The sequence below is a fragment of the Aeromicrobium sp. PE09-221 genome (assembly GCF_002174305.1).
Lineage (GTDB): Bacteria > Actinomycetota > Actinomycetes > Propionibacteriales > Nocardioidaceae > Aeromicrobium.
The window spans coordinates 197,252-218,194 of the sequence record NZ_MIJB01000025.1 but is presented as its reverse complement, the minus strand read 5'-3'; the positions used below and the strand labels follow the sequence as shown (position 1 = coordinate 218,194).

General features: G+C 66.8%; 18 protein-coding genes. 11 read left to right on the top strand and 7 right to left on the bottom strand.

Annotated elements, in window-relative coordinates; translation table 11 throughout:
- Window positions 1–442: 442 nt before the first annotated feature.
- The 4 genes from BHE97_RS14220 to coaE all read left to right on the top strand — a co-directional run bounded on the left by BHE97_RS14220 (window position 443) and on the right by coaE (window position 5,007).
- Window positions 443–1,699 (top strand): M18 family aminopeptidase, encoded by a 1,257-nt coding sequence (locus BHE97_RS14220; protein ID WP_087624692.1) that lies wholly within the window; start codon window positions 443–445, stop codon window positions 1,697–1,699.
- Between the two features lie 195 nt (window positions 1,700–1,894).
- A complete protein-coding gene (rpsA, locus tag BHE97_RS14215; RefSeq protein ID WP_087624691.1) occupies window positions 1,895–3,376 on the top strand; it encodes a 30S ribosomal protein S1 in 1,482 nt (493 codons plus the stop codon).
- Window positions 3,377–3,523: 147 nt separating this feature from the next.
- Window positions 3,524–4,420: a hypothetical protein gene (locus BHE97_RS14210; RefSeq protein WP_087624690.1), complete on the top strand. Its 897-nt coding sequence runs from the start codon at window positions 3,524–3,526 to the stop codon at window positions 4,418–4,420.
- On the top strand, window positions 4,417–5,007 hold the full coding sequence (coaE, locus tag BHE97_RS14205) for a dephospho-CoA kinase (RefSeq protein WP_087624689.1): 591 nt from the start codon (window positions 4,417–4,419) through the stop codon (window positions 5,005–5,007). Before BHE97_RS14210 ends, coaE begins: the two co-directional genes overlap by 4 nt.
- A 138-nt stretch (window positions 5,008–5,145) precedes the next feature.
- Here coaE and BHE97_RS14200 read toward each other — a convergent pair whose 3' ends face one another.
- Window positions 5,146–6,042 carry a sigma-70 family RNA polymerase sigma factor gene (locus BHE97_RS14200; RefSeq protein WP_087624717.1) on the bottom strand — a complete coding sequence of 299 codons (897 nt, stop codon included), beginning with the start codon at window positions 6,040–6,042 and terminating at the stop codon, window positions 5,146–5,148.
- A 227-nt stretch (window positions 6,043–6,269) separates the two neighbouring features.
- Between BHE97_RS14200 and BHE97_RS14195 the strand changes: the two genes are divergently transcribed.
- The gene (locus BHE97_RS14195) at window positions 6,270–7,094 is read left to right on the top strand and encodes a DUF4190 domain-containing protein (protein ID WP_087624688.1); all 825 of its coding nucleotides are present in this window, start codon (window positions 6,270–6,272) and stop codon (window positions 7,092–7,094) included.
- 51 nt (window positions 7,095–7,145) lie between these two features.
- On the opposite strand, the gene BHE97_RS14190 is transcribed toward BHE97_RS14195, so the two are convergent.
- Both BHE97_RS14190 and BHE97_RS14185 read right to left on the bottom strand, forming a co-directional pair.
- Window positions 7,146–9,278, bottom strand: coding sequence for a S9 family peptidase (locus BHE97_RS14190; RefSeq protein ID WP_087624687.1), 2,133 nt, complete (start codon window positions 9,276–9,278; stop codon window positions 7,146–7,148).
- Complete coding sequence (locus BHE97_RS14185; protein ID WP_087624686.1) at window positions 9,275–10,594, bottom strand: DNA polymerase IV; 1,320 nt, start codon at window positions 10,592–10,594, stop codon at window positions 9,275–9,277. Before BHE97_RS14185 ends, BHE97_RS14190 begins: the two co-directional genes overlap by 4 nt.
- 114 nt (window positions 10,595–10,708) lie before the next feature.
- Between BHE97_RS14185 and BHE97_RS14180 the strand changes: the two genes are divergently transcribed.
- The 5 genes from BHE97_RS14180 to BHE97_RS14160 all read left to right on the top strand — a co-directional run bounded on the left by BHE97_RS14180 (window position 10,709) and on the right by BHE97_RS14160 (window position 15,265).
- Entirely contained in the window at window positions 10,709–11,692 is a 984-nt protein-coding gene (locus tag BHE97_RS14180; RefSeq protein WP_170931435.1) for a DUF4192 domain-containing protein, read from the top strand.
- 21 nt (window positions 11,693–11,713) lie between these two features.
- Window positions 11,714–13,183 (top strand): glutamate-cysteine ligase family protein, encoded by a 1,470-nt coding sequence (locus BHE97_RS14175; protein ID WP_087624684.1) that lies wholly within the window; start codon window positions 11,714–11,716, stop codon window positions 13,181–13,183.
- Window positions 13,184–13,303: 120 nt separating this feature from the next.
- Window positions 13,304–14,548, top strand: a complete 1,245-nt coding sequence (locus BHE97_RS14170) for an RNA polymerase sigma factor (protein ID WP_236757699.1) — start codon at window positions 13,304–13,306, stop codon at window positions 14,546–14,548.
- A 247-nt stretch (window positions 14,549–14,795) separates the two neighbouring features.
- On the top strand, window positions 14,796–14,999 hold the full coding sequence (locus BHE97_RS14165; RefSeq protein WP_087624683.1) for a cold-shock protein: 204 nt from the start codon (window positions 14,796–14,798) through the stop codon (window positions 14,997–14,999).
- A gap of 23 nt (window positions 15,000–15,022) precedes the next feature.
- A complete protein-coding gene (locus tag BHE97_RS14160) occupies window positions 15,023–15,265 on the top strand; it encodes a hypothetical protein (RefSeq protein WP_087624682.1) in 243 nt (80 codons plus the stop codon).
- Window positions 15,266–15,319: 54 nt separating this feature from the next.
- Here the strand turns inward: BHE97_RS14160 and BHE97_RS20735 are convergent, their stop codons facing one another.
- Complete coding sequence (locus BHE97_RS20735; protein WP_087624681.1) at window positions 15,320–15,535, bottom strand: hypothetical protein; 216 nt, start codon at window positions 15,533–15,535, stop codon at window positions 15,320–15,322.
- 156 nt (window positions 15,536–15,691) lie between these two features.
- Between BHE97_RS20735 and BHE97_RS14150 the strand changes: the two genes are divergently transcribed.
- Window positions 15,692–17,785: a DNA topoisomerase IV subunit B gene (locus BHE97_RS14150; protein ID WP_236757703.1), complete on the top strand. Its 2,094-nt coding sequence runs from the start codon at window positions 15,692–15,694 to the stop codon at window positions 17,783–17,785.
- A 205-nt stretch (window positions 17,786–17,990) separates the two neighbouring features.
- Here BHE97_RS14150 and BHE97_RS14145 read toward each other — a convergent pair whose 3' ends face one another.
- The 3 genes from BHE97_RS14145 to BHE97_RS14135 are packed head-to-tail and all read right to left on the bottom strand — an operon-like array spanning window position 17,991 to window position 20,939.
- Window positions 17,991–18,494 (bottom strand): carbonic anhydrase, encoded by a 504-nt coding sequence (locus BHE97_RS14145; RefSeq protein WP_087624680.1) that lies wholly within the window; start codon window positions 18,492–18,494, stop codon window positions 17,991–17,993.
- A gap of 55 nt (window positions 18,495–18,549) precedes the next feature.
- The gene (locus tag BHE97_RS14140; protein ID WP_087624679.1) at window positions 18,550–20,241 is read right to left on the bottom strand and encodes an MFS transporter; all 1,692 of its coding nucleotides are present in this window, start codon (window positions 20,239–20,241) and stop codon (window positions 18,550–18,552) included.
- Complete coding sequence (locus BHE97_RS14135; protein WP_087624678.1) at window positions 20,238–20,939, bottom strand: LppX_LprAFG lipoprotein; 702 nt, start codon at window positions 20,937–20,939, stop codon at window positions 20,238–20,240. Before BHE97_RS14135 ends, BHE97_RS14140 begins: the two co-directional genes overlap by 4 nt.
- Between the last annotated feature and the right edge of the window lie 4 nt (window positions 20,940–20,943).

Here is a 20,943-nt window from a genome sequence, read left to right as displayed (position 1 = left end):
GGCTGCGACCTTGATCAGCCTGGGGTGGTCGCGTTCTGCTTCTCGTGCGATGGTGGACATCGCCGTCCTTTCACTCAACCGGTAGGGCGGCACGCACCGCCGAAAGGTGAGCGGACAAGACAGTGATGGGTGCCTGCTGGCACAGGCTCCTATGAGGTCACGAACCCCTCGCTGGTGAGTGCGACGAGCCCCGCAACGGATCGACCGACAGATCCCGTTGAAGACCCTCAGTCAGTCAGTCGCTGAGTCAGGACGACCGCTGCGGGGCTCACCCACATCATCACTGTCAGTCGTCGTCTCGGGACTCACCGAGTGGTGCTTTCTTGCCCACGAGTGGTGCAAATTCGTCCCGTTTCGGGGGGATTTGGGGCGAATTTGCACCACTCGCGGTGACGGATGCACCACTCGGCGGTGGCGGGGCGGCGTGGCCTAGGGTGACGATATGGTTACCGCCTCCGCCGTCGGTCTGTGCCGTTTCGTCGACGCGTCTCCCACGCCGTTCCATGCCGTGCGCACCGTGGCGGAGGAGCTGTCGGAGGCGGGATTCACCCAGGTGCGGGAGCAGGCTGCCTGGCCGACCTCACCCGGTGACTACTACGTGGTCCGAGGTGGATCGCTCGTCGCCTGGCGAGAGGCGCCCGACACACCCGTTCACGCCGGATTCCGCGTGATCGGCGCCCACACCGACAGCCCGAACCTGCGGATCAAGCAGCAGCATGATCGCACCTTCGAGGGCATCGGCGTGGTCGCGCTCGAACCCTATGGCGGCCCGATCCTCGAGAGCTGGTTCGATCGCGATCTAAAGGTGGCCGGACGGCTGGCCCTGCGCGACGGCAGCACCGCGCTGGTGGACAGCGAGGACGCCGTGCTCCGGGTCCCGCACCTGGCGATCCACCTCGACCGCTCTGGCAGCGATATTGATCGCCAGCTGCACCTCAACGCCATCTGGTCCCTCGACCCGGGCGGTTTCCTCCCATGGCTCGCCGCTCGTGCCGGCGTCGACGCCGACGATGTCCTCGGCTGGGAGGTCATGACCGCCGATGCCCAACCCAGCGCGCTCTATGGTGCCGACGACGAGTTCGTGGCGGCGCCCCGTCTCGACAACCTGGCCACGTGCTACGCCGGACTCCGCGGATTCCTCGATGCCGGGCGGCCCGCCGGACCATACCGCACGGTGCTGGCGCTATTCGACCACGAAGAGGTCGGCAGCACCTCCGAGCGGGGCGCGGCTTCAGACCTGCTCGCCACGACGCTCGAACGGATCGTGATCGCCGCCGGGGGAGCGCGCGACGACTACCACCGGGCGGTCGCCGCATCGATCTGCGCCTCTGGCGATATGGCCCACGCCACCCACCCGAACTACGCCGACCGGCACGAGCCACTGCACCACATCACGATGGGCGGCGGTCCCGTCCTCAAGGTCAACCAGAACCTCCGCTACGCGACCGATGCCGAGGGAGCCGCGGAGTTCGCCCGCGCCTGCGACCAGGCCGGGGTCCCGCCGCAGCGCTACATCCACCGCGCCGACCTTCCCTGCGGTTCGACGATCGGCCCGATGTCGGCCGCGCGCACGGGGATGCTGACGATCGATGTCGGCGCGCCCCAGCTGGCGATGCATGCCGCCCGCGAGACGATGGCGGCGCGCGATGTGGAGCTCTACGCTCGCGCGCTGGGCGCGTTCGCGGTTCCGTCACGGTAGCGAATACCACAGGGCCGCCCCGGGTTATGCACTGCTACTGGTCTGACGTATCCTGGTAGTTGCGCTGGTGACCTGTGCGTGTCTCGGACCGAGCAGATCCGCCACTCGCTGTCCCGAGGTGCTGCCTCGGACGCGATCCAAAGGTCGACGAGTGCATCGACAACTCTATCCATCATCCATCGGAGCCCATCCCTTATGACTTCTGGCCTCGCAACTCCTTCTGCGGCCCCGCAGGTTGCGGTCAACGACATCGGCAGCGAAGAAGACTTCCTCGCCGCGATCGACAAGACCATCAAGTACTTCAATGACGGCGACATCGTGGACGGCACGATCGTCAAGGTCGACCGCGATGAAGTTCTCCTCGACATCGGCTACAAGACCGAGGGCGTCATCCCCTCGCGTGAGCTGTCGATCAAGCACGACATCGACCCCAATGAGGTCGTCGCCGTGGGCGACAATGTCGAGGCCCTCGTCCTGCAGAAGGAGGACAAGGAAGGCCGCCTCATCCTGAGCAAGAAGCGTGCTCAGTACGAGCGAGCCTGGGGCGACATCGAGAAGATCAAGGCCGAAGAGGGCGTCGTCGAGGGCACCGTGATCGAGGTCGTCAAGGGCGGTCTCATCATGGACATCGGCCTGCGCGGCTTCCTGCCCGCCTCGCTGGTCGAGATGCGCCGTGTGCGCGACCTCGACCCGTACATCGGCCAGAAGCTCGAGGCCAAGATCATCGAGCTGGACAAGAACCGCAACAATGTCGTCCTGTCGCGCCGTGCGTGGCTGGAGGAGACGCAGTCCGCGGTCCGCCAGAACTTCCTGACCGAGCTCAAGAAGGGCCAGGTCCGCAAGGGCGTCATCAGCTCGATCGTCAACTTCGGTGCCTTCGTGGACCTGGGCGGCGTCGACGGCCTGGTGCACGTCTCGGAGCTGTCCTGGAAGCACATCGACCACCCGAACGAGGTCGTGCAGGTCGGCGACGAGGTCACCGTCGAGGTGCTGGAAGTCGACATGGAGCGCGAGCGCGTCTCGCTGTCGCTCAAGGCGACCCAGGAAGATCCCTGGCAGCACTTCGCCCGTACGCACCAGATCGGCCAGATCGTGCCCGGCCGCGTCACCAAGCTCGTTCCCTTCGGCGCCTTCGTCCGCGTCGAGGAGGGCATCGAGGGCCTGGTGCACATCTCCGAGCTCGCCGAGCGTCACGTCGAGATCCCCGAGCAGGTCGTGCAGATCGGCGATAAGGTCATGGTCAAGATCATCGACATCGACCTGGAGCGCCGTCGTATCTCGCTGTCCCTCAAGCAGGCCAACGAGACCGCCGTCGCCGAGGACGTCGAGGACTTCGACCCGACCCTCTACGGCATGGCCTCGTCCTATGACGAGCAGGGCAACTACATCTACCCCGACGGCTTCGACCCGGAGACCGGCGAGTGGCAGGAGGGCTTCGACGAAGCCCGTGCCACCTGGGAGAAGCAGTACGCCGAGGCGCACGAACGCTGGGAGGCCCACAAGAAGCAGATCGCCGATGCCGAGAAGGCCGGCTCCGAGGCCCCCGAGGTCGCGGCTCCTGCCGGTGGCGGCGGTGGCGGCGGCTACTCCTCGGAGGCGCCCGCCGATACCGGTGGAGCGCTCGCCTCGGATGAGGCGCTGCAGGCGCTGCGCGAGAAGCTGACCGGCGGCGAGTGATCCGTCACTGACTGCTGCAGGAAGGGCCCCGGACGATTCGTTCGTCCGGGGCCCTTCCTGCGTCGTGATGTGGACACGCGACTTGGGTCCTCACCATCCTCCCCGTATGGTGGATCGCGTTGCCATCGACTGAACGAGGATTCTTCTGTGCCGTCTGCAGGACACCGCAAGTCCCGTCGCGCCACGCGGCGTGCGGGCCTGACGCGAACCGCGGCTCTCCCCGCGGTCGGGGTGACCGCCATCGCGGCCGCCGCCATCGCCACCCTCACCGCCGTCGCCGAGCATCCCGTGCCGGGTCCCGAGGCCGTGAGCATGCGCTCCGATGTCATCGGGGAGTCGCTCGCCACCCGTGACGCTCCACCAGTGAGCCGGAGTGCGGCCCGGGCGCCGCTGCCCGATGCCGCAGCAGCCCAGGAGGCGACCGCCGGTGAGATGTTCGTGGTCGAGGACGCTGAGGTGCGCTCGTCAGCCTCGGGGGAGGCGCCCGTGCTGGCCGCCCTCGACAAGGGCACCAAGGTGGCCGTGGGTGCGACCGAAGAGAACGGATTCCGTCAGGTGATCCATCAGGGTCTCGCCCGGTGGGTGCCCGTCGACCTCCTCTCAGAGACGGAGCCCGCTCCCGAGCCGGAACCCGAGCCCGTGTCTGAGGAGGCCGCTCAGCCGGAAGGCCTGGCGACGGGGGAGTGCCCGACCGGTTCCAGCGTCGAGAGCGGGTTGCAGCCCGACACCATCGCCGTCCATCGCGCGGTGTGTGCCGCATTCCCCGAGGTCACCACCTACGGGGGTGTGGCGGGCCGTGGCGAGCACGCCACCGGTCAGGCGCTGGACATCATGATCTCCGGCGAGACCGGTTGGCGCATCGCCGAGTATCTGCAGGCCAATGCCTCGCAGCTCGGTATCGACTATCTCATCTACGAGCAGAAGATCTGGTCGGTGGGCCGTTCGGGGGAGGGCTGGCGTCCGATGAGCAGCCGGGGCGGCGGCACCGCCGATCACTACGACCACGTCCACGTCACCACCCGTGGCGCGGCGGGCACCGGGTGATCCGTGTCGGCCTCACCGGAGGCATCGGATCAGGCAAGAGCACGGTGAGCGCCCTGCTGGAAGAGCACGGAGCGGTCATCGTCGACTACGATCTGCTCGCGCGGGAGGTCGTCGAGCCCGGGGAACCCGCACTGGACGCCATCGCCGAGCGTTTCGGTGACGAGGTGCTCACGCCGGCGGGGGAGTTGAACCGTCCGGCCCTGGGTGCCGTCGTGTTCGCCGACGACGCGGCTCGCAAGGACCTGGAGGCGATCACGCATCCGGCGATCCGGCAACGAGCCGAGTCGGTGGAGCGCCAGGCGGGTCCTGATGCCGTCGTCGTGCACGACAATCCGTTGCTGATCGAGATGGGTGCCGCGGCGCACTGCGATGCGGTCCTGGTCGTGGACGTCCCCTCCGAGGTGCAGATCGCCCGGCTCGTCGGTGCCCGAGGCATGGAGGAGGCCGATGCGCGTGCACGTATCGCGGCGCAGGCCTCGCGTGAGGAGCGGCTGACGCACGCCGATCATGTGATCGACAACAGCGGCTCGCTGGATCAGCTGCGCGACGCCGTCGACGCGATCTGGCGCGAGATCACGAGGACCTGAGCCCCGGTCGGTGAGTGAGGGATAACTCACCGGCCACGATAGAAATGCGATCTCGGATCGGACTCCCGGCGGGAGACCCGCGGCAGACGAGTGCCCCACTGTCCTGCGACAGTGGGGCACTCGTCGTGGGGAGAGGTCTTACGCAGCCAGTTCCGGGTCGGCGATCGCGCGCAGCTTCGCGAGGGCCTGGCGCTCCACCTGGCGCACGCGCTCGGCGGAGATGCCGTGTCGGCGACCGATATCGGCGAGCTTCTGCTGACGACCATCGATGAGGCCGTAGCGTGCCTTGACGATATCGGCTTCACGCTCGTCGAGGTGATCGACGAGGGTGAGCAACTGATCGCGAGCGGCGTGATCGAGTGCGGCCGCGTCGGGGCCGGGCATCGGATCGCGGGCGATCAGGTCACCGAGCGAGGTGTCGCCCTCGTCGTCGACCGGCGAGTCCAGGCTGACGTGGTCGCGACCCCAGGACAGCAGATCGATGACTCGGTCGACATCCATGCCGAGCTCGGCCGCGATCTCACCGGGCTCGGGGTCGTAGCCGAGCTCGCGCTCAAGATTGCGGCGCGCGCCGGACACCTGGTTGAGCTCCTCGACGACGTGCACGGGCAGCCGGACCACACGGGCCTGCTGAGCCACACCGCGGGTGATCGCCTGACGCACCCACCAGGTCGCGTAGGTGGAGAACTTGAAGCCCTTGGCGTAGTCGAACTTCTCGACCGCCCGGATGAGGCCGGTGTTGCCCTCCTGGATCAGGTCGAGCATCGGCATCTGGGCACGGCCGTACTTGCGGGCGATCGAGACGACCAGGCGGAGATTGGCCTGGATGAACTCCTGGAGGGCGCGTTCGCCTTCATCGGCGATCCACTCCAGCTCCTCACGCGTGGCGCGCTTGGGGGCGCCGCCCTTGGCACGGCCGATCCGGCCGGTGTCCAGGAGGTGACGTGCGAACAACCCGGCCTCGATGGTCTTGCTGAGATCGACCTCGCGCTCTGCGTCGAGCAAGGGGGTACGAGCGATCTCGGCAAGGTACATGCCGACGCTGTCCTTGCCTTCGATCTCGGTGCTGTGGTCCACGGGGGTCTCCCATCACTTGGTTGCACCTGGTACAACGCGGGGATCTACCTGAGGATTCCGCTCTCAGGGGATTCTTGGCAATGATGTGTCCGGGCTAACGGCCCTGCTGGTCGTATGGCGGTGCTGGTCGAACCACATTCTCCGTTTTCGCCCGCGAACAAGTTACTGGCTGGTACGTTCCCGACATGAGTTCCGCTGAATCGCCTACGCTACCTTCCGCCCCGGGCCCGCAATCCCCGCCTCCGACGAAGAACACTCTCGGGACCATCGCTTTGGTCCTGGCTCTCCTCGGCTTTCTCTTCGCCTGTATTCCCGGAGCGTTGATCGTCGGTTGGGTACTTCTGCCGATCGCCTTCATCCTGTCGCTCGTCGCACTGTTCCAGAAGAGGAAGCGGCATGGGGCGGCGATCGCCGGACTGATCGTGTCGATCGTCGGCACCGTGGTGGGCGTGGTCGTGTTCCTGGTGGTTGTCGCGGACGCGTTCGACGATGCCTTCACCCAGGAGACGACTGCCTCGAGCTCCGATACGGAGGATGGCGGTACCGACAGCTCGAATGCGGTGGATGAGGAGGCGGGTGAGGTGGGCGCTCGTGATAACCCGTATCCGCTCGGCACAGAGGTTGCCAGCGGCGATTGGGCGGTGACGGTGAACACGGTCAACCTGGCCGGGAACGACGTGATAGCAGCAGAGAATCCGTTCAACGAGCCCCCCGCTGAGGGCAACACCTTCGTCATCGTGAACCTGACCGCCACCTACGTGGGCGACGATCCTGCCGGAGAGATGCCGATGGTCATCGTGGAGTACGTCACGTCAGCAGGTAACAGCGTCAACAGTTATGACCACATGGCGGTCGTCCCCGAGCAGTTCGATGAGCTCAGCACTCTCTACAACGGTGCCTCGACGACCGGCAACCTGGCCTTCGAGATCCCCAGCGAAGGGGCGGAGGGCGGGGTCCTTGCGGTTCAGCCCGACATGCTCAGCGAGAAGGTCTTCTTCGCCGTGCAATGAACGGGATATGACCCGGCCCGCACCGAGGTGCGGGCCGGGTCATCGCCTCGGTCAGGAAGCGCCGGCGGTATCGATGATCCAGGCGAGCTCCCAGGCGCGTTCCTTCCATGCGGCGTAGCGTCCGCTGACACCGCCGTGGCCGGCGCTCATCTCGGTCTTCAGCAGGATCGGGCGCGAGGTCTCGGCGATCGAACGCAGCTTGGCGACCCATTTGGCCGGCTCGACATAGAGCACGCGCGTGTCATTCAGGCTCGTGACGGCGCAGATCGCCGGGTAGGCGTGCGGGCCGATGTTCTCATAGGGCGAGTAGGACTTCATGTACTCGTAGACCTCGGGGTCGTGCAGCGGATCGCCCCACTCGTCCCATTCGATGACGGTGAGCGGGAGCGAGGGATCGAGGATCGATGTGAGCGCATCGACGAAGGGCACCTCGGCGAGGATGCCAGCGAAATCCTCGGGGGCCAGATTGGCGACGGCACCCATCAACAGGCCACCGGCGCTGCCGCCCTCGGCGACGAGACGGTCAGGCGTGGTCCACCCGTCGGCGACGAGCGCGCGGGCGCAGGCGATGAAGTCGGTGAAGGTGTTGCGCTTCGCGAGCAGTTTGCCTTCCTCGTACCAGCGGCGCCCCATCTCTCCTCCTCCGCGCACGTGGGCGACGGCATAGACGAAGCCTCGATCGAGCAGACTCAGCCGGGGCACGGAGAAGCCGGGGTCCATCGAGGCCTCGTATGAGCCGTAGCCGTACAACAGCGCGGGAGCGGTGCCGTCGCGCGCGATGTCGGCCCGGTAGACCAGCGAGATCGGCACCCGCGTGCCGTCCTCCGCGGTAGCCCAGAGGCGTTCCTGGCGGTAGTCGCCGGGATCGTAGCCGCCCAGGACGGGCACCTGCCGCCGCAGCAGCATCCGCCCGGTGCCCACCTCGTAGTCGTAGACCGATCCCGGCGTGATGAACGAGGTGTAACCGATACGGAGCAGCGGAGTGTCCCATTCGGCATTGGCTCCCACCCCGCAGGAGAAGAGAGGCTCGTCGAACTCGATCTCCCGCAGGGTACCGAATCCGGCGCCCTCGATCGGCAGGATGCCGATACGGGTCAGTGCCTCCCGCCGATAGCTGACCGCCACGAAGGAGGCGAAGACGTCGACATCCTCCAGCCGGGTGGTGTCGTCCGCGGCGAGCACGATCGTCCTGGCGCTCGGGTCGGCGGGATCGATGAGCGCGAGCTCGAAGTTGGGGGCACCGTCGTTGTGCAGCAGGAGGAAACGGTCCTGCCCGTCGAGGATCACGTGCTCGATGCCGTATTCGACGCCTTCGCGCCGTGGAAGGACCACGGAGAACTCGCCGGTGGGGTCGTCGGCACGGAGGATGCGCGATTCGCTGGTGATCTTGGAGGCGAGGCTGATCACCAGGTACTTCTCGGACTGTGACCGCCCGACGCCCACGAAATAGCGTTCGTCGGGTTCGGTGAAGACGAGCACGTCTTCCTCGTCACTGCCCACCCGGTGCCGCCAGACCTGATGGGGCCGCCACGCGTCGTCGACGACGGTGTAGAAGAGATAGTGGCCATCGGCCGACCAGGTGGCGCCGGTCGACGCGTCCTCGATCACGTCCTCGTGGATGGCGCCGGTATGCAGATCCTTGACGCGGATCGTGTACCGCTCATCGCCGGTGGTGTCGACCGACCAGGCGAGGTAGCGGTCGTCGTCGCTCAGGCTGAAGGCGCCGAGGGAGAAGAACTCGTGGCCCTCGGCCTCGACATTGCCGTCGAGGAGGATCTGCTCGCCGTCGATGGCGGCTTCCGAGTCGAGCACGGGAGGTGTCCAGTCGGCGGGGTCCGCGATGGGGCAGCGGCAGCGGATGGCGTACTGCTGGCCTTCCTGGACGCGGGTGTAGTACCACCAGTCGCCGTGTCGTACCGGTACGGACAGATCGGTCTCCTGGACCCGCCCCGTGATCTCCTCGAAGATCCGCCGGCGCAAGGGCTCCAGATGTGCCGTCTGCTGTTCGGTGTAGGCGTTCTCCGCCTCCAGATAGGCCAGCGTCGCCGGATCCTCCTTGTCCCGGAGCCACTCGTACTCGTCGACCACCGAGTCGCCGTGGTGCACCCGGGTGGTGGGGCGTCGCTCGGCCTGGGGAGGCGCGGGGGACTGTGTGGCCGAGGAGGGGCCGGGGGAGCTCGTCATGTGTCGACCGTACCGGCCGCCGCCGGGCCGGCGAGGCTCAGTGCCGGATCGTCGGCGGCGAAGGTCAGGATCGGCCCGGCGGGTGTCTCACGTGTCTCGAAGCGCACCGTGACCCGGCCCAGACCAGAACCCCACACCCAGCCATCGCCGTGCTCGGTGTGATGCACGTCCATGCCTGGCGACCATGATGCCGCGGCTCGGCTGCGGAGGGAGTGGCGCTGGGGAGGAGCATCCTCCTCGACAGGGATCTCGGGTGTGAACAGGTCATCCTGCACCCAGTCGGTCAGGCCGGACACGCCGACGCCGAGGAGGCGCAGGCCGCCGGTGACATCGGCGGCCCTCAACAGCGCGAGCGCGGCATCGGTGATGGTGCGCGGGTGGTCCGTGGGCGCCGCGAGTGTGGTCGATCGGGTGTGTGTCTCGAAATCGTGCCGCCGGATCTTGAGCGTGATGGTGCGACCGGACTGGCCGGCGGCGCGCAGGCGCCGGGCGACCGTGCGGGCGAGCGCGTCGGCGACGCCCTCCAATTCACCGCGGTCGGCGATGTCGGCGGGAAAGGTGTCCTCCACGCTCACCGACTTGGCCTCACGGTGCGACTCCACCTCACGGTCATCCTGGCCTCGTGCCAGCTGGTACAGCGAGCGGCCGGAGGCATTGCCCAGGCTGGCGCTGAGCTCGTCCAGGGAGAGCGCGCGCAGCTGTTCGATGGTCTCGGCCCCGAGGCGCCGCAGGCGTTCGGTGGTGGCCGGTCCGACGCCCGGAATCGCGCTGACCCGCATCGGAGCCAGGAGCTGCTGCTCGGATCCGGGCGCCACGATGAAGTGCCCGTCGGGCTTGTTGAGCTCGCTGGCGATCTTGGCCAGGAACTTGGAGCTGGCCACACCGACCGAGCAGGTCAGGCCGTCGGTCAGGCGCTCGATATCGGCGCGCAGGTCGGTGACCGTCTCCTCGACCGAGTCCGGATCGAAGTCGTCAGCCGCGGCCAGGTCGACGAAGGCCTCGTCGAGGGAGAGTGGCTGCACACGCGGGGAGAGCTCGCGGAGCCGATCCATCACGATACGCGAGGCCTCCCGGTAGGCGTCGAAGCGGCCACCGAGGACGGCGGCGTGCGGACAGCGGCTACGCGCCTCGGCCATGCTCATCGCCGAGCGGACACCGAAACGGCGGGCCTCATAGGACGCTGTGGAGACCACCCCACGGCCACCGACGCCTCCGACGATCACCGGTTTGCCGCGTAGCGACGGCTTGTCACGCTGCTCGACGGCAGCGAAGAAGGCATCGAGGTCCAGATGGAGGATCGATGCGGTCGCACGCATGATCCTATTGTCACCTGGACCCCTGACAGGTTCGTCGTCCACATAGCCGAGGATGTCCACAGGCCGGCGGCACCGGCCCTGGTCAGATCGAGCCTTCGGCAACAGGCTCCTGGCATGGACGAGACGACCCCCTACCGTGCCCGCACCTTCGAGGACCTGCTCAACGCCCTCCCGACCAGATGCGGTTTCGTGCCGCGCGAATCGATCATCGGGATCTGTGTCAGCGGTCCGCGTCACCGCCTCGGCTTCACCGCCCGGATGGATCTGCCGCCCGATGAGGTCCATGCCGATGCCGTCGCCCGCACGGTGGCGTACCACTTGGGCCGAAACGGTGGTGATGGCGCGATCCTCGTGGCACTCTCAGCCGACCCGGGAGCTGCGGAGGACATGGTGCACCGAGTGCGCGAGTTGCTGCCCCCGGACCTTCCAGAGGTGCTGGGACTCTGGGCGACCGCGGATCGGGTGTGGAGCGATCTGCCGGACTGTCCCCCCGATGGCGAGCCCTATACACTCTCCGCGACACATGAGGTCCGTGTCCGAGCGGCGACCGAAGGCGTGGTCGTGGCCGACGATCGCGAGGATCTCTGGCGCGAGCTGGAACCGGTGCCCCGCCCACGACGCGACTGGCTGGACCGGGCCTTCGCCGACATCGTCGCGGAGTGGATCCCGGTAGGCCCCTCCTGGGAGCACGATCACGCCCAGGAGATGGCCCGGTTGTTGGACCGGGGATCGTTCGAGGACGGGGATCTGCTGGTGATGTCGGTGCTGTGTCAGTGGATTCCCGGACGCGATACGGCCTGGGCGCGGATCGATGCCTCCAATGCCCGACGGATGTACGACATCTGGGCGGCGGCCGCGCGGCTGGTCGGGGGAGTGGAGGCCACACCGATGCTGTGTCTGGCGGGCTTCGCGGGGTGGCAGGCGAGCGACGGTGCGCGAGCCATCAACGCGCTCGACCGGGCACGGATGTTGAACCCGGAGTACACCCTCGCGGGGCTGCTAGGGCGGATGGTCGAATGCGGGGTCGACCCTCGTGTCGTGGACACGCTGGACTCCGAGAGATGGGTACGGCGGTTCTTCGACCGACGTTCGGCCTGATACGCCCCTAGGCTGTCGGCTATGGGACAGGATGTCGACCCTCGCGAGTTCAGCCGCGAAGACCGTACCCGCTACCGCCGTAAGGTCCGTCGCTGCCTCGACGCGTTCGCCTCGATGCTCAGTGATCACGACTTCTCGGTCGCCGAGCCGCAGATCGGCATCGAAGTGGAGTTCAATCTGGTCGATGCGCTCGGGATGCCGGCCCTGCGCAATGCCGAGGCGCTGGATCAGATCGCCGATGACGACTTTCAGACCGAGCTCGGACTCTTCAACCTCGAGGTCAACGTGCCGCCGGTCCCGATCGCTGGGCGTGGGCTGGCCACGATCGCCGATACGCTGCGCGACGATCTGACCCATGCGGAGCGCCGGGCCGGTGAGGTCGACGCGCATCTGATGATGATCGGGATCCTGCCGACGCTGACGGCCGATCACTTCTCGGCGGAGGCCATCTCGGCCAACCCTCGGTACCACCTGCTCTCCGAGCAGATCCTCGCCGCCCGAGGCGAGGACATCGAGATCGAGATCGACGGAGTGGACCGCCTTGCCACGACGACCGACACGATCATCGCCGAGGCGGCGTGTACGAGCACACAGCTGCATCTCCAAGTCGAGCCCGACGAGTTCGGGGCGGCGTGGAATGCCGCCCAGGCTGTGGCGGGAGTTCAGCTCGCGGTCGGCGCCAACTCGCCGTTCCTCCTCGGACGGCAGCTGTGGCACGAGACCCGGATCGCCCTCTTTGAGCAGGCGACGGACTCGCGGAGCGAGGAGCTCAAGACCCAGGGCGTGCGACCCCGGGTGTGGTTCGGCGAGCGGTGGATCACCTCGGTCTTCGACCTCTTCGAGGAGAACTCCAAGTACTTCCCGGCACTGCTCCCGGTCGTCGAGGACGAGGACCCGGTGGAAGAGCTGACCGCAGGACGCGTGCCGACCCTGGGGGAGCTCAAGCTCCACAACGGCACGATCTATCGGTGGAACCGTCCGATCTACGATGTCGCCGGGGGACGGCCCCACCTGCGCATCGAGAACCGGCTGCTCCCCGCCGGGCCGACGGTCATCGACACGCTCGCGAACGGGGCCTTCTTCTACGGCCTGGTCAAAGCCCTGGCGGTCGCCGATCGACCGGTCTGGTCGCAGCTGTCCTTCCAGGCCGCCGAGGAGAACTTCCACGCCGCGGCGCGGACGGGGATCGAGACGGACCTCTACTGGCCCGGAGTAGGCACGGTGCCGGCCCGAGAGCTCGTGCTGCGCCATCTCCTTCCGCTCGCGTGGGCGGGCCTTGAGTCCAGCGATGTCGAGAGTCCGGTGGCCGAGGAGTTGCTCGGCGTCGTCGAGCAGCGCTGTCTGCGCGGACGCAATGGCGCGACCTGGATGATCGAGGCCTTCGAGCGTCACCCGGATCGGCATACCGACCGGTCGGCCGCGATGCGCGATCTGACCATGGAATATCAGCAGAACATGCTCGGTGGCGAGCCCGTGCATCTGTGGTCCTGACCACGTGAATCGACATCGGCCGCTTGGATGATTGCACCCGCGTGGCACACTAGTGCCCAGAGGTTGACCACAGGGCTGTTTGTCGCGCCCTCCCACCGATGATGCGAGGTTGATGTCCCGGTGACTCCAGCAGCTGGCTCGACGAAGAAGACGGCCGCAGCCAAGGCACCCGCCAAGAAGACGGCCGCCAAGAAGTCGGCCACGGCGAAGAAGGGGTCCGTGGCAGATACCGCCGAGGTGCTCGAGAGCACCATCGACCTCGCGGAGGCGCTCGAGGTGCCCGAGGCGGCCAAAGTCGATGCCAACGGCAAGAAGGTTCTCCCGGACATCTCCGATGCCGAGTTCGAGAAGGATCTGGCCACCGACCCGACCCTGAAGGAGGACGAGGAGTCGTCCTTCACGTTGTCGACATCCGACGACACCGATGAGCCCGCGCAGCAGGTGATGGTCGCCGGCGCCACCGCCGATCCCGTCAAGGACTACCTCAAGCAGATCGGCAAGGTGTCCCTGCTGACCGCAGGCGAGGAGGTCGAGCTGGCCAAGCGCATCGAGGCTGGTCTGTTCGCCGAGGAGAAGTTCGCCAAGGGCGGTCGGCTGTCGGCCAAGACCCGTGAAGAGCTCGAGTGGATCGTCGTCGATGGGCGTCGCGCCAAGAACCACCTCCTCGAGGCCAATCTGCGTCTCGTCGTCTCGCTGGCCAAGCGCTACACCGGGCGCGGCATGCTCTTCCTGGACCTCATCCAGGAGGGCAATCTCGGTCTGATCCGCGCGGTCGAGAAGTTCGACTACACCAAGGGCTTCAAGTTCTCCACCTACGCCACCTGGTGGATCCGGCAGGCGATCACCAGGGCGATGGCCGACCAGGCACGCACGATCCGCATCCCGGTGCACATGGTCGAGGTCATCAACAAGCTGGCCCGTGTCCAGCGGCAGATGTTGCAGGACCTGGGTCGTGAGCCCACACCGGAGGAGCTCGCGCAGGAGCTGGATATGACGCCCGAGAAGGTCGTCGAGGTCCAGAAATACGGTCGCGAGCCGATCAGCCTCCATACGCCGCTCGGCGAGGACGGCGACAGCGAGTTCGGCGACCTCATCGAGGACTCCGAGGCGATCGTGCCGGCGGATGCGGTCTCGTTCACGCTGTTGCAGGAGCAGCTGCACGCGGTGCTCGACACGCTCAGCGAGCGCGAGTCCGGTGTCGTCTCGATGCGCTTCGGTCTGACCGACGGGCAGCCCAAGACCTTGGATGAGATCGGCAAGGTCTACGGCGTGACGCGTGAGCGCATCCGCCAGATCGAGTCCAAGACGATGAGCAAGCTGCGCCACCCGTCACGCTCGCAGGTCCTGCGCGACTACCTGGACTGAGCTCTCTCACCTCACACGAAACGCCCGGCCCCTCGCTGCCGGGCGTTTCGTGTCTCTCGTCACTTCCTGCGTGGACCTTCGCAGAATGACCACATCTGGAATGTCTGCTATGATGGAGGTGTTGTAGGCGTTGGTTGTACCCCCTTGATGTCGGCCCGGCAGGGTCATCGTGAAGTTCCGGTTTGATGCGCGTCGCGACTTCAGTCGCCCGCGATCCGCGCGAGCGCACGTTCCCCAAAGGGTTTTTATGGCTACAGGCACCGTCAAATGGTTCAACGCTGACAAGGGATTCGGTTTCATCGCCCCCGATGACGGCAGCGAGGACGTCTTCGCCCACTTCCGGGCGATCAACGCCTCCGGCTACCGCTCGCTGGACGAGAACCAGAAGGTCCAGTTCGATGTCGAGCGTGGTCCGAAGGGGCTGCAGGCGGCCAATATCCGCGTCAGCTGAAGCACAATTCTCGGACGCCCGCCGTGCTCTCACGCAGAGCGCGGCGGGCGTTCGCCATCACACCGCTCGAGAGGGAGTTCCTCACCATCACGTTCAGTCGATTCGCCCCGCTCTACACGCTCGTGCTCCTGGGGGTGGCCATCGCCGCCCTGGCCAGCCTCGGACTGTCCCATCGACTCGAGGCCGTCGTACTGCTGACGGTCCTCGTCGGCGCCGCGGCACTTCATCGCTGGCTGGCCCCGGCGCTGCCCCGCGGACGCTGGTGACGACGAAGGGACCCCGGCCCACATGGCCGGAGCCCCTTCGTCGGGGGTGACGGATCAGACGCTCAGACGTCCGCTCTCGTCTTGGATGTCGATGGCGATCTCGCGCAGTTTGTCTTCATGCTGGCGAGCGTGGTGGGCGCAGAACAACAACTCCGCACCCGCGGTGAACTCGACGCGAACGTACGCCTGAGCGCCGCAGCGGTCGCAACGATCACCAGCGGTGAGGGCGGAGAGTTCAGCGGTAGCTGTCACGATGTCCTCTTTCTTCAGGCGGTCTCGTTCTGGTCAACATGATCCCCGGCCGGAGTATTCCTGTCAGGTCGGCGCATATCGACCTTATGCCATGAATACTCCCTCAGGGATCCAAAGGGGTCGGCGACACGCCCGCAGGACGTGGTGACACGTCCGCTGTCGGTACCTCTCACTATCCTGAGATCGCTGACATCCCAGCGGAAGGACACGATCATCTCCAGCTATGACGCGCGCAATCTCCTCGTCCTCGAAGGACTCGAGGCCGTGCGCAAGCGCCCCGGTATGTACATCGGCTCTACCGACACCCGGGGTCTCATGCACTGCCTCTGGGAGATCATCGACAACGCAGTCGACGAAGCACTCGGCGGTTTCTGTGATCACATCCTCGTGGTCCTGCACCGTGACGGCTCGGTCGAGGTGCAGGACAACGGCCGCGGCATCCCTGTCGACAAGGAGCCCAAGACCGGCCTGTCCGGGGTCGAGGTGGTCTTCACCAAGCTCCACGCGGGTGGCAAGTTCGGTGGCGGCTCCTACAACGCCACCGGAGGGCTGCACGGTGTCGGCGCCTCGGTCGTCAACGCCCTCTCGCAGCGACTCGATGTCGAGGTGGACAAGGGCGGTGCCACCTGGGCGATGTCCTTCCGTCGCGGCACCCCGGGCGTCTTCGACGGCGAGGGCCCCGATGCCCCTTTCAGCGCTGACGACACGCTGCACAAGGTCGGCAAGGTCGCCAAGAAGACCACCGGTACCCGCGTCCGCTACTGGGCCGACCCGCAGATCTTCATCAAGACCGCGGCCTTCTCCTATGACGATCTGGTGGCCCGCGCTCGGCAGACCTCCTTCCTCGTGCCGGGGCTGCGGATCGTCATCCGCGACGAGCGCGGCGATGAGGTCCACGAGGAGGACTTCTTCCACGAGGGTGGCATCTCGGAGTTCTGCGAGTATCTCGCCTCGGGGGATCCCGTCACCGATGTGCTCCGCCTCCAGGGGGAGAACACCTTCACCGAGACGGTGCCGATCCTCGACGACGCCGGGCATATGACCCCCCAGGACATCGAGCGCACGCTCGGCATCGATATCGCGTTGTGCTGGGGCAATGACTATGACACCCGCCTGCGCTCCTTCGTCAATATCATCGCCACTCCCAAGGGGGGCACACACGTCAACGGCTTCGAGCGTGGCCTCACCAAGACCTTCAACGAGGTGCTCAAGAACACCCGGCTGTTGAAGAACGGCGATCCCGATATCGTCAAGGACGACATCTTGGAGGGCATGACCGCGGTCGTCACCGTCCGGCTGGCCGAGCCGCAGTTCGAGGGCCAGACCAAGGAGGTCCTGGGCACACCGCCGGTCACCCGCATCGTCAACCAGGTCGTCAGTCGCGAGCTCAAGAACTTCCTCACCACCTCCAAGGCCGCGGACAAGGCCAAGGCTCGTGCCGTGATGGAGAAGGTCGTCGGGGCGGCGCGCACGCGCGTCGCGGCGCGGCAGCAACGTGACAACCAGCGTCGTAAGAATGCTCTCGAGTCGAGTGCGCTCCCGGCTAAACTCGCTGACTGCCGTAGCAATGACGTCGAGCGATCCGAGCTGTTCATCGTCGAGGGCGACTCGGCGCTCGGCACGGCCAAGAGCGCACGGGACTCCGAGTTCCAGGCGCTCCTGCCGATCCGAGGCAAGATCCTCAATGTCCAGAAGGCCAGCGTCGGCGACATGCTCAAGAACGCCGAGTGCTCCTCGATCATCCAGGTGGTGGGTGCCGGCTCCGGCCGTACCTTCGACCTCGACACCGCCCGCTACGGCCGCATCATCTTCATGGCCGATGCCGACTCCGATGGCGCCCACATTCGGTGTCTGCTCGCCACCTTGTTCTTCCGCTACATGCGCCCGCTGGTGGAGGAGGGACGCGTCTACACCGCCGTGCCACCGCTGCATCGCATCGAGCTCGTCAACACCAAGAAGAACCAGGACAAGTACGTCTACACCTACTCCGACCCGGAGTTGCAGCGTAAACTTGCCGAGCTTCAGCGTAAGGGCGTGCGCTGGAAGGACCCCATCCAGCGCTACAAGGGACTCGGCGAGATGGACGCCTCACAGTTGGCGGAGACCACGATGGACCCGCGCCACCGCACCCTGCGCCGCCTGACGGTCGACGACGCCGAGGAGGCCGCGGATGTCTTCGAGTTGCTGATGGGCAATGAGGTCCCGCCGCGCAAGGACTTCATCGTCCAGGGGGCCTATGAGATCGACGCCGACCTCATCGACGCCTGACGCACGTCCGCGGTGGGTACTGTCCGGTCCGTGTGGACTAAAGAAGGATTCGCTTCCGTGGTCGTCCGGGCAACCACAGAGTCACATCTTCCGTGGATGCCCGACGGAGGATGTGACATCGGGGTCGTTCCGGCGACCACGGAGTCACATCTTGTGTGGCCGGCTGACCGAGACGCGGTGGTTGCCAGTCGGCTGACCGGTGGCGTCAGCTCTCGGCGACGGGGGAGAGCAGGCCGGTGTCCACGTCGTAGAGGAACCCGCCGACGCTGATGTCCTCGGGCACGAGCGGGTGACTACGCACACGATGCACGTCCTCGCGGATCGTGCGCTCCTGATCCTCGATCGCCCCGAGGGTCATCCAGGTGGCATCGGTGCCGGTGCGCTCGGCGATCCGTTCGTGCAGTTCGTCCTCGGTGGACGTCGCCATCGCACAGCGGGTGTGCTGGACGATCATGACGCGGCGCACCTTCAGCAGGGTGACCCCGAGCACCACCGCGACGAGCACCTGGTCGGTCGCGCGGCCGCCGGGGTTGCGCAGGATCTTGGCGTCGCCGGGCTCCAATCCGATCATCCGCAAGGGATCGATCCGCGAGTCCATGCAGGTGACCATGGCGACGCCCGCGTGGGCGATGCCGTCGAAACCCTTGAGGGCGTGATGGTCCGCGTAGGTCCGGTTAGCAGCGAGTAGATCGTCGAAGGCGCTCGTCATATTCGTACCGTATCGCTCACGCTCAGTACCGTAGATCGAGGCTGCCGCTGTGTCTTCAGGCCGTAGTGGGGGACCGGCGCAGCAGCACCGCGGCCAGCAACGCCGCGATAGCCGCGCTGACCGCGGCACCGGCGAACACGGCCTGCAACTGGGTGATCCCGGCGTCGAGCACGGCGGCGTTGTACGCCGGGCAGGCGGAGGCGCTCCCGCACAGCTCCTCGACCGGAGGCAGATCGGCCATCGCGGATCGGAAAGCACGTAGACCGAGTGCGCTCAAGGCGGAGATGCCCACGAGCATGCCCACCATCCTGGCGACGACCAGCAGAGCGCTGGCCAGCCCGTGCACCGTATCGGCCGTGTGGTTCAACAAGGCCGTGTTGACCGGAGCGATGGCGATGCCGAAGCCGAGGCCGGCTGCGACCAGCACGATGTCGCTGCTGAGCCGCTCGAGTGCCGTCACATCCCAGCGGCTCATCAGCGTGAAGGCGGCGGCGGCGACCGACATCCCGGTGGCCGTGAGCAAGGCGGGCGAGAACCGCCGACAGAGCCACCCGCCCAGGACGGCACCGATCGGCAGGGCGATCAGGAAGCGGATGAGGACGAGGGCGGCGTCGAACTGGGAGTCGCGCGCGACCGTGAGACGCGCGAAGAACGGGATGTCCACTAGGGCGGCGATGAGCGCCGCCCCCACGAAGAATGAGACGACGACGGCCCCCCTCGCGGCTCGATGGGCCAGAGCACCACGTGGGATCAGCGGTGCAGCAGCCGTGCGCTGTCTCCAGATGAAGAGCGCCGCCGCCACCACGCCGACCGCGAGTAGCCAAGGGGCGGCCGGAGCGAGGGCACCCGATTCGGGCTCGACCGATGCGAAGGTGACGATGACCGCTCCGAGGGCGATCGACATCGCCAGGGCACCGGTGAGATCGGTCTGCGAGGCAGCCGTCCGCCAGCCTCTCCAGTCCAGCAAAGGCGGTTTCGCCGTCGCCTGGCGAAGCACGAAGAGGACGAAGGCTGCGCCGGCCACGAGGCCCAGCGTCGACCACCAACGGTTCTCACCGGTGAACGGCACGAAGGGGAGCCCCCAGGTCACCTCCGTGACGAGAGCCGAGGGCTGGAGCATCACCAGGAGTCCCGCCGCGGCGCTGATCGCGAGGAGAAACAGACCCGTCAGATCCCGCACCCGTCGCCGCTCACCACGTTGGGGCCAGAGCGCGGCGGCGATGACGAGGCCCACCGCTGCGTTGAGCCAGAAGATCGTGTGCCAGGTGCCGAAGGCGAGCACCGCCGCCCCGTACAGAGGCCCGATGACGCTGCCGAGCTCCTGCACAGCTCCCACGATGCCGAGCGGCAGACCTCGCCTTTCAGGAGGCCAGCGATCGGCCACCAATGCCAGGGTCGGTGGAATCAACCCGCCACCGCCGACGCCCTGGAAGAAGCGCCCGATCACGATGGTGGTGAGGTCGTAGGCGCCCGCGGTCACGATCGACCCGATCGTGAAGACGATCAGACAGCCGAGCAGCACCGGCACCCGGCCACGCAGGTCGGCCAGCCGGCCGACGAGCGGGAGGACGCCCACGTACCCGAGCAGGAAGCCGGACACGATCGGGGCCGCACGCTGGATCTCGTCGACCCCGAGCCCGGCAGAGGTCATCATGTCCGGGAGCGCCAGGACGACGACATAGGTGTCCGCGGCAGCGAAGCCGATCGCTGCCGCCGCCAGGGCCAGCAGCAGGCGAGGGGCGGTCACCGACCCGAGTCGCGCGCCGGTTCGGTGATCTGGACCGGCTCGTCGAGGGCCGCGATCTTCAGGGTGTAGGCGACATCGTCCTTATCGGTGTAAAAAGGGCCGGTGATGACGGCATCGGTGAGCTCGTCATCTTGGTTGAGCCGGTACTCGACCTCGAAGGTGCCGCTCTCATCGGCCGTCGGCAGCAGTGCCGCGACCCTGGCGCCGTCGATCGTGCCGGTGATGGTGGTGAGGACGTCGCGACCATCGCGGACATCCTCACCCTCCTCGAGATCGGTGGCCGAGGTGAGCAGCGAGAGCGCTCCGTCCTCTCCGCTGACGAGCTGGGCGGGATCGGGAATTCCGAACTGGGTGGGGTCGATGCTGAGGAACTCCGAGGAAAGACCGGTCTTCACCCAGAGCTCCCCGTCCATGGCGATGACCTCGGCAGGAAGGGTCGTACCACCGGCCGCGACGCGCGCCTCGCCCTCGAATGCCGGCGTCATGTCGCCCTTCCCCTTGATCGACAACAGTCCTGTCACACCCCGGGGGAGCTCGTCGGTGGCGATCGAGAAGTCGATCGCCGGTGCCTCCCGCAGGCTGGCAACCGCCGCATCCACTCGACCCTCGGGATCACCCGGTGAGCTGTCGTCGGAGGTGCACGCCGACATCAGCACAGCAGTGATGACGACGGCGAGGAATCGCAACGGGGTACGCACGGGC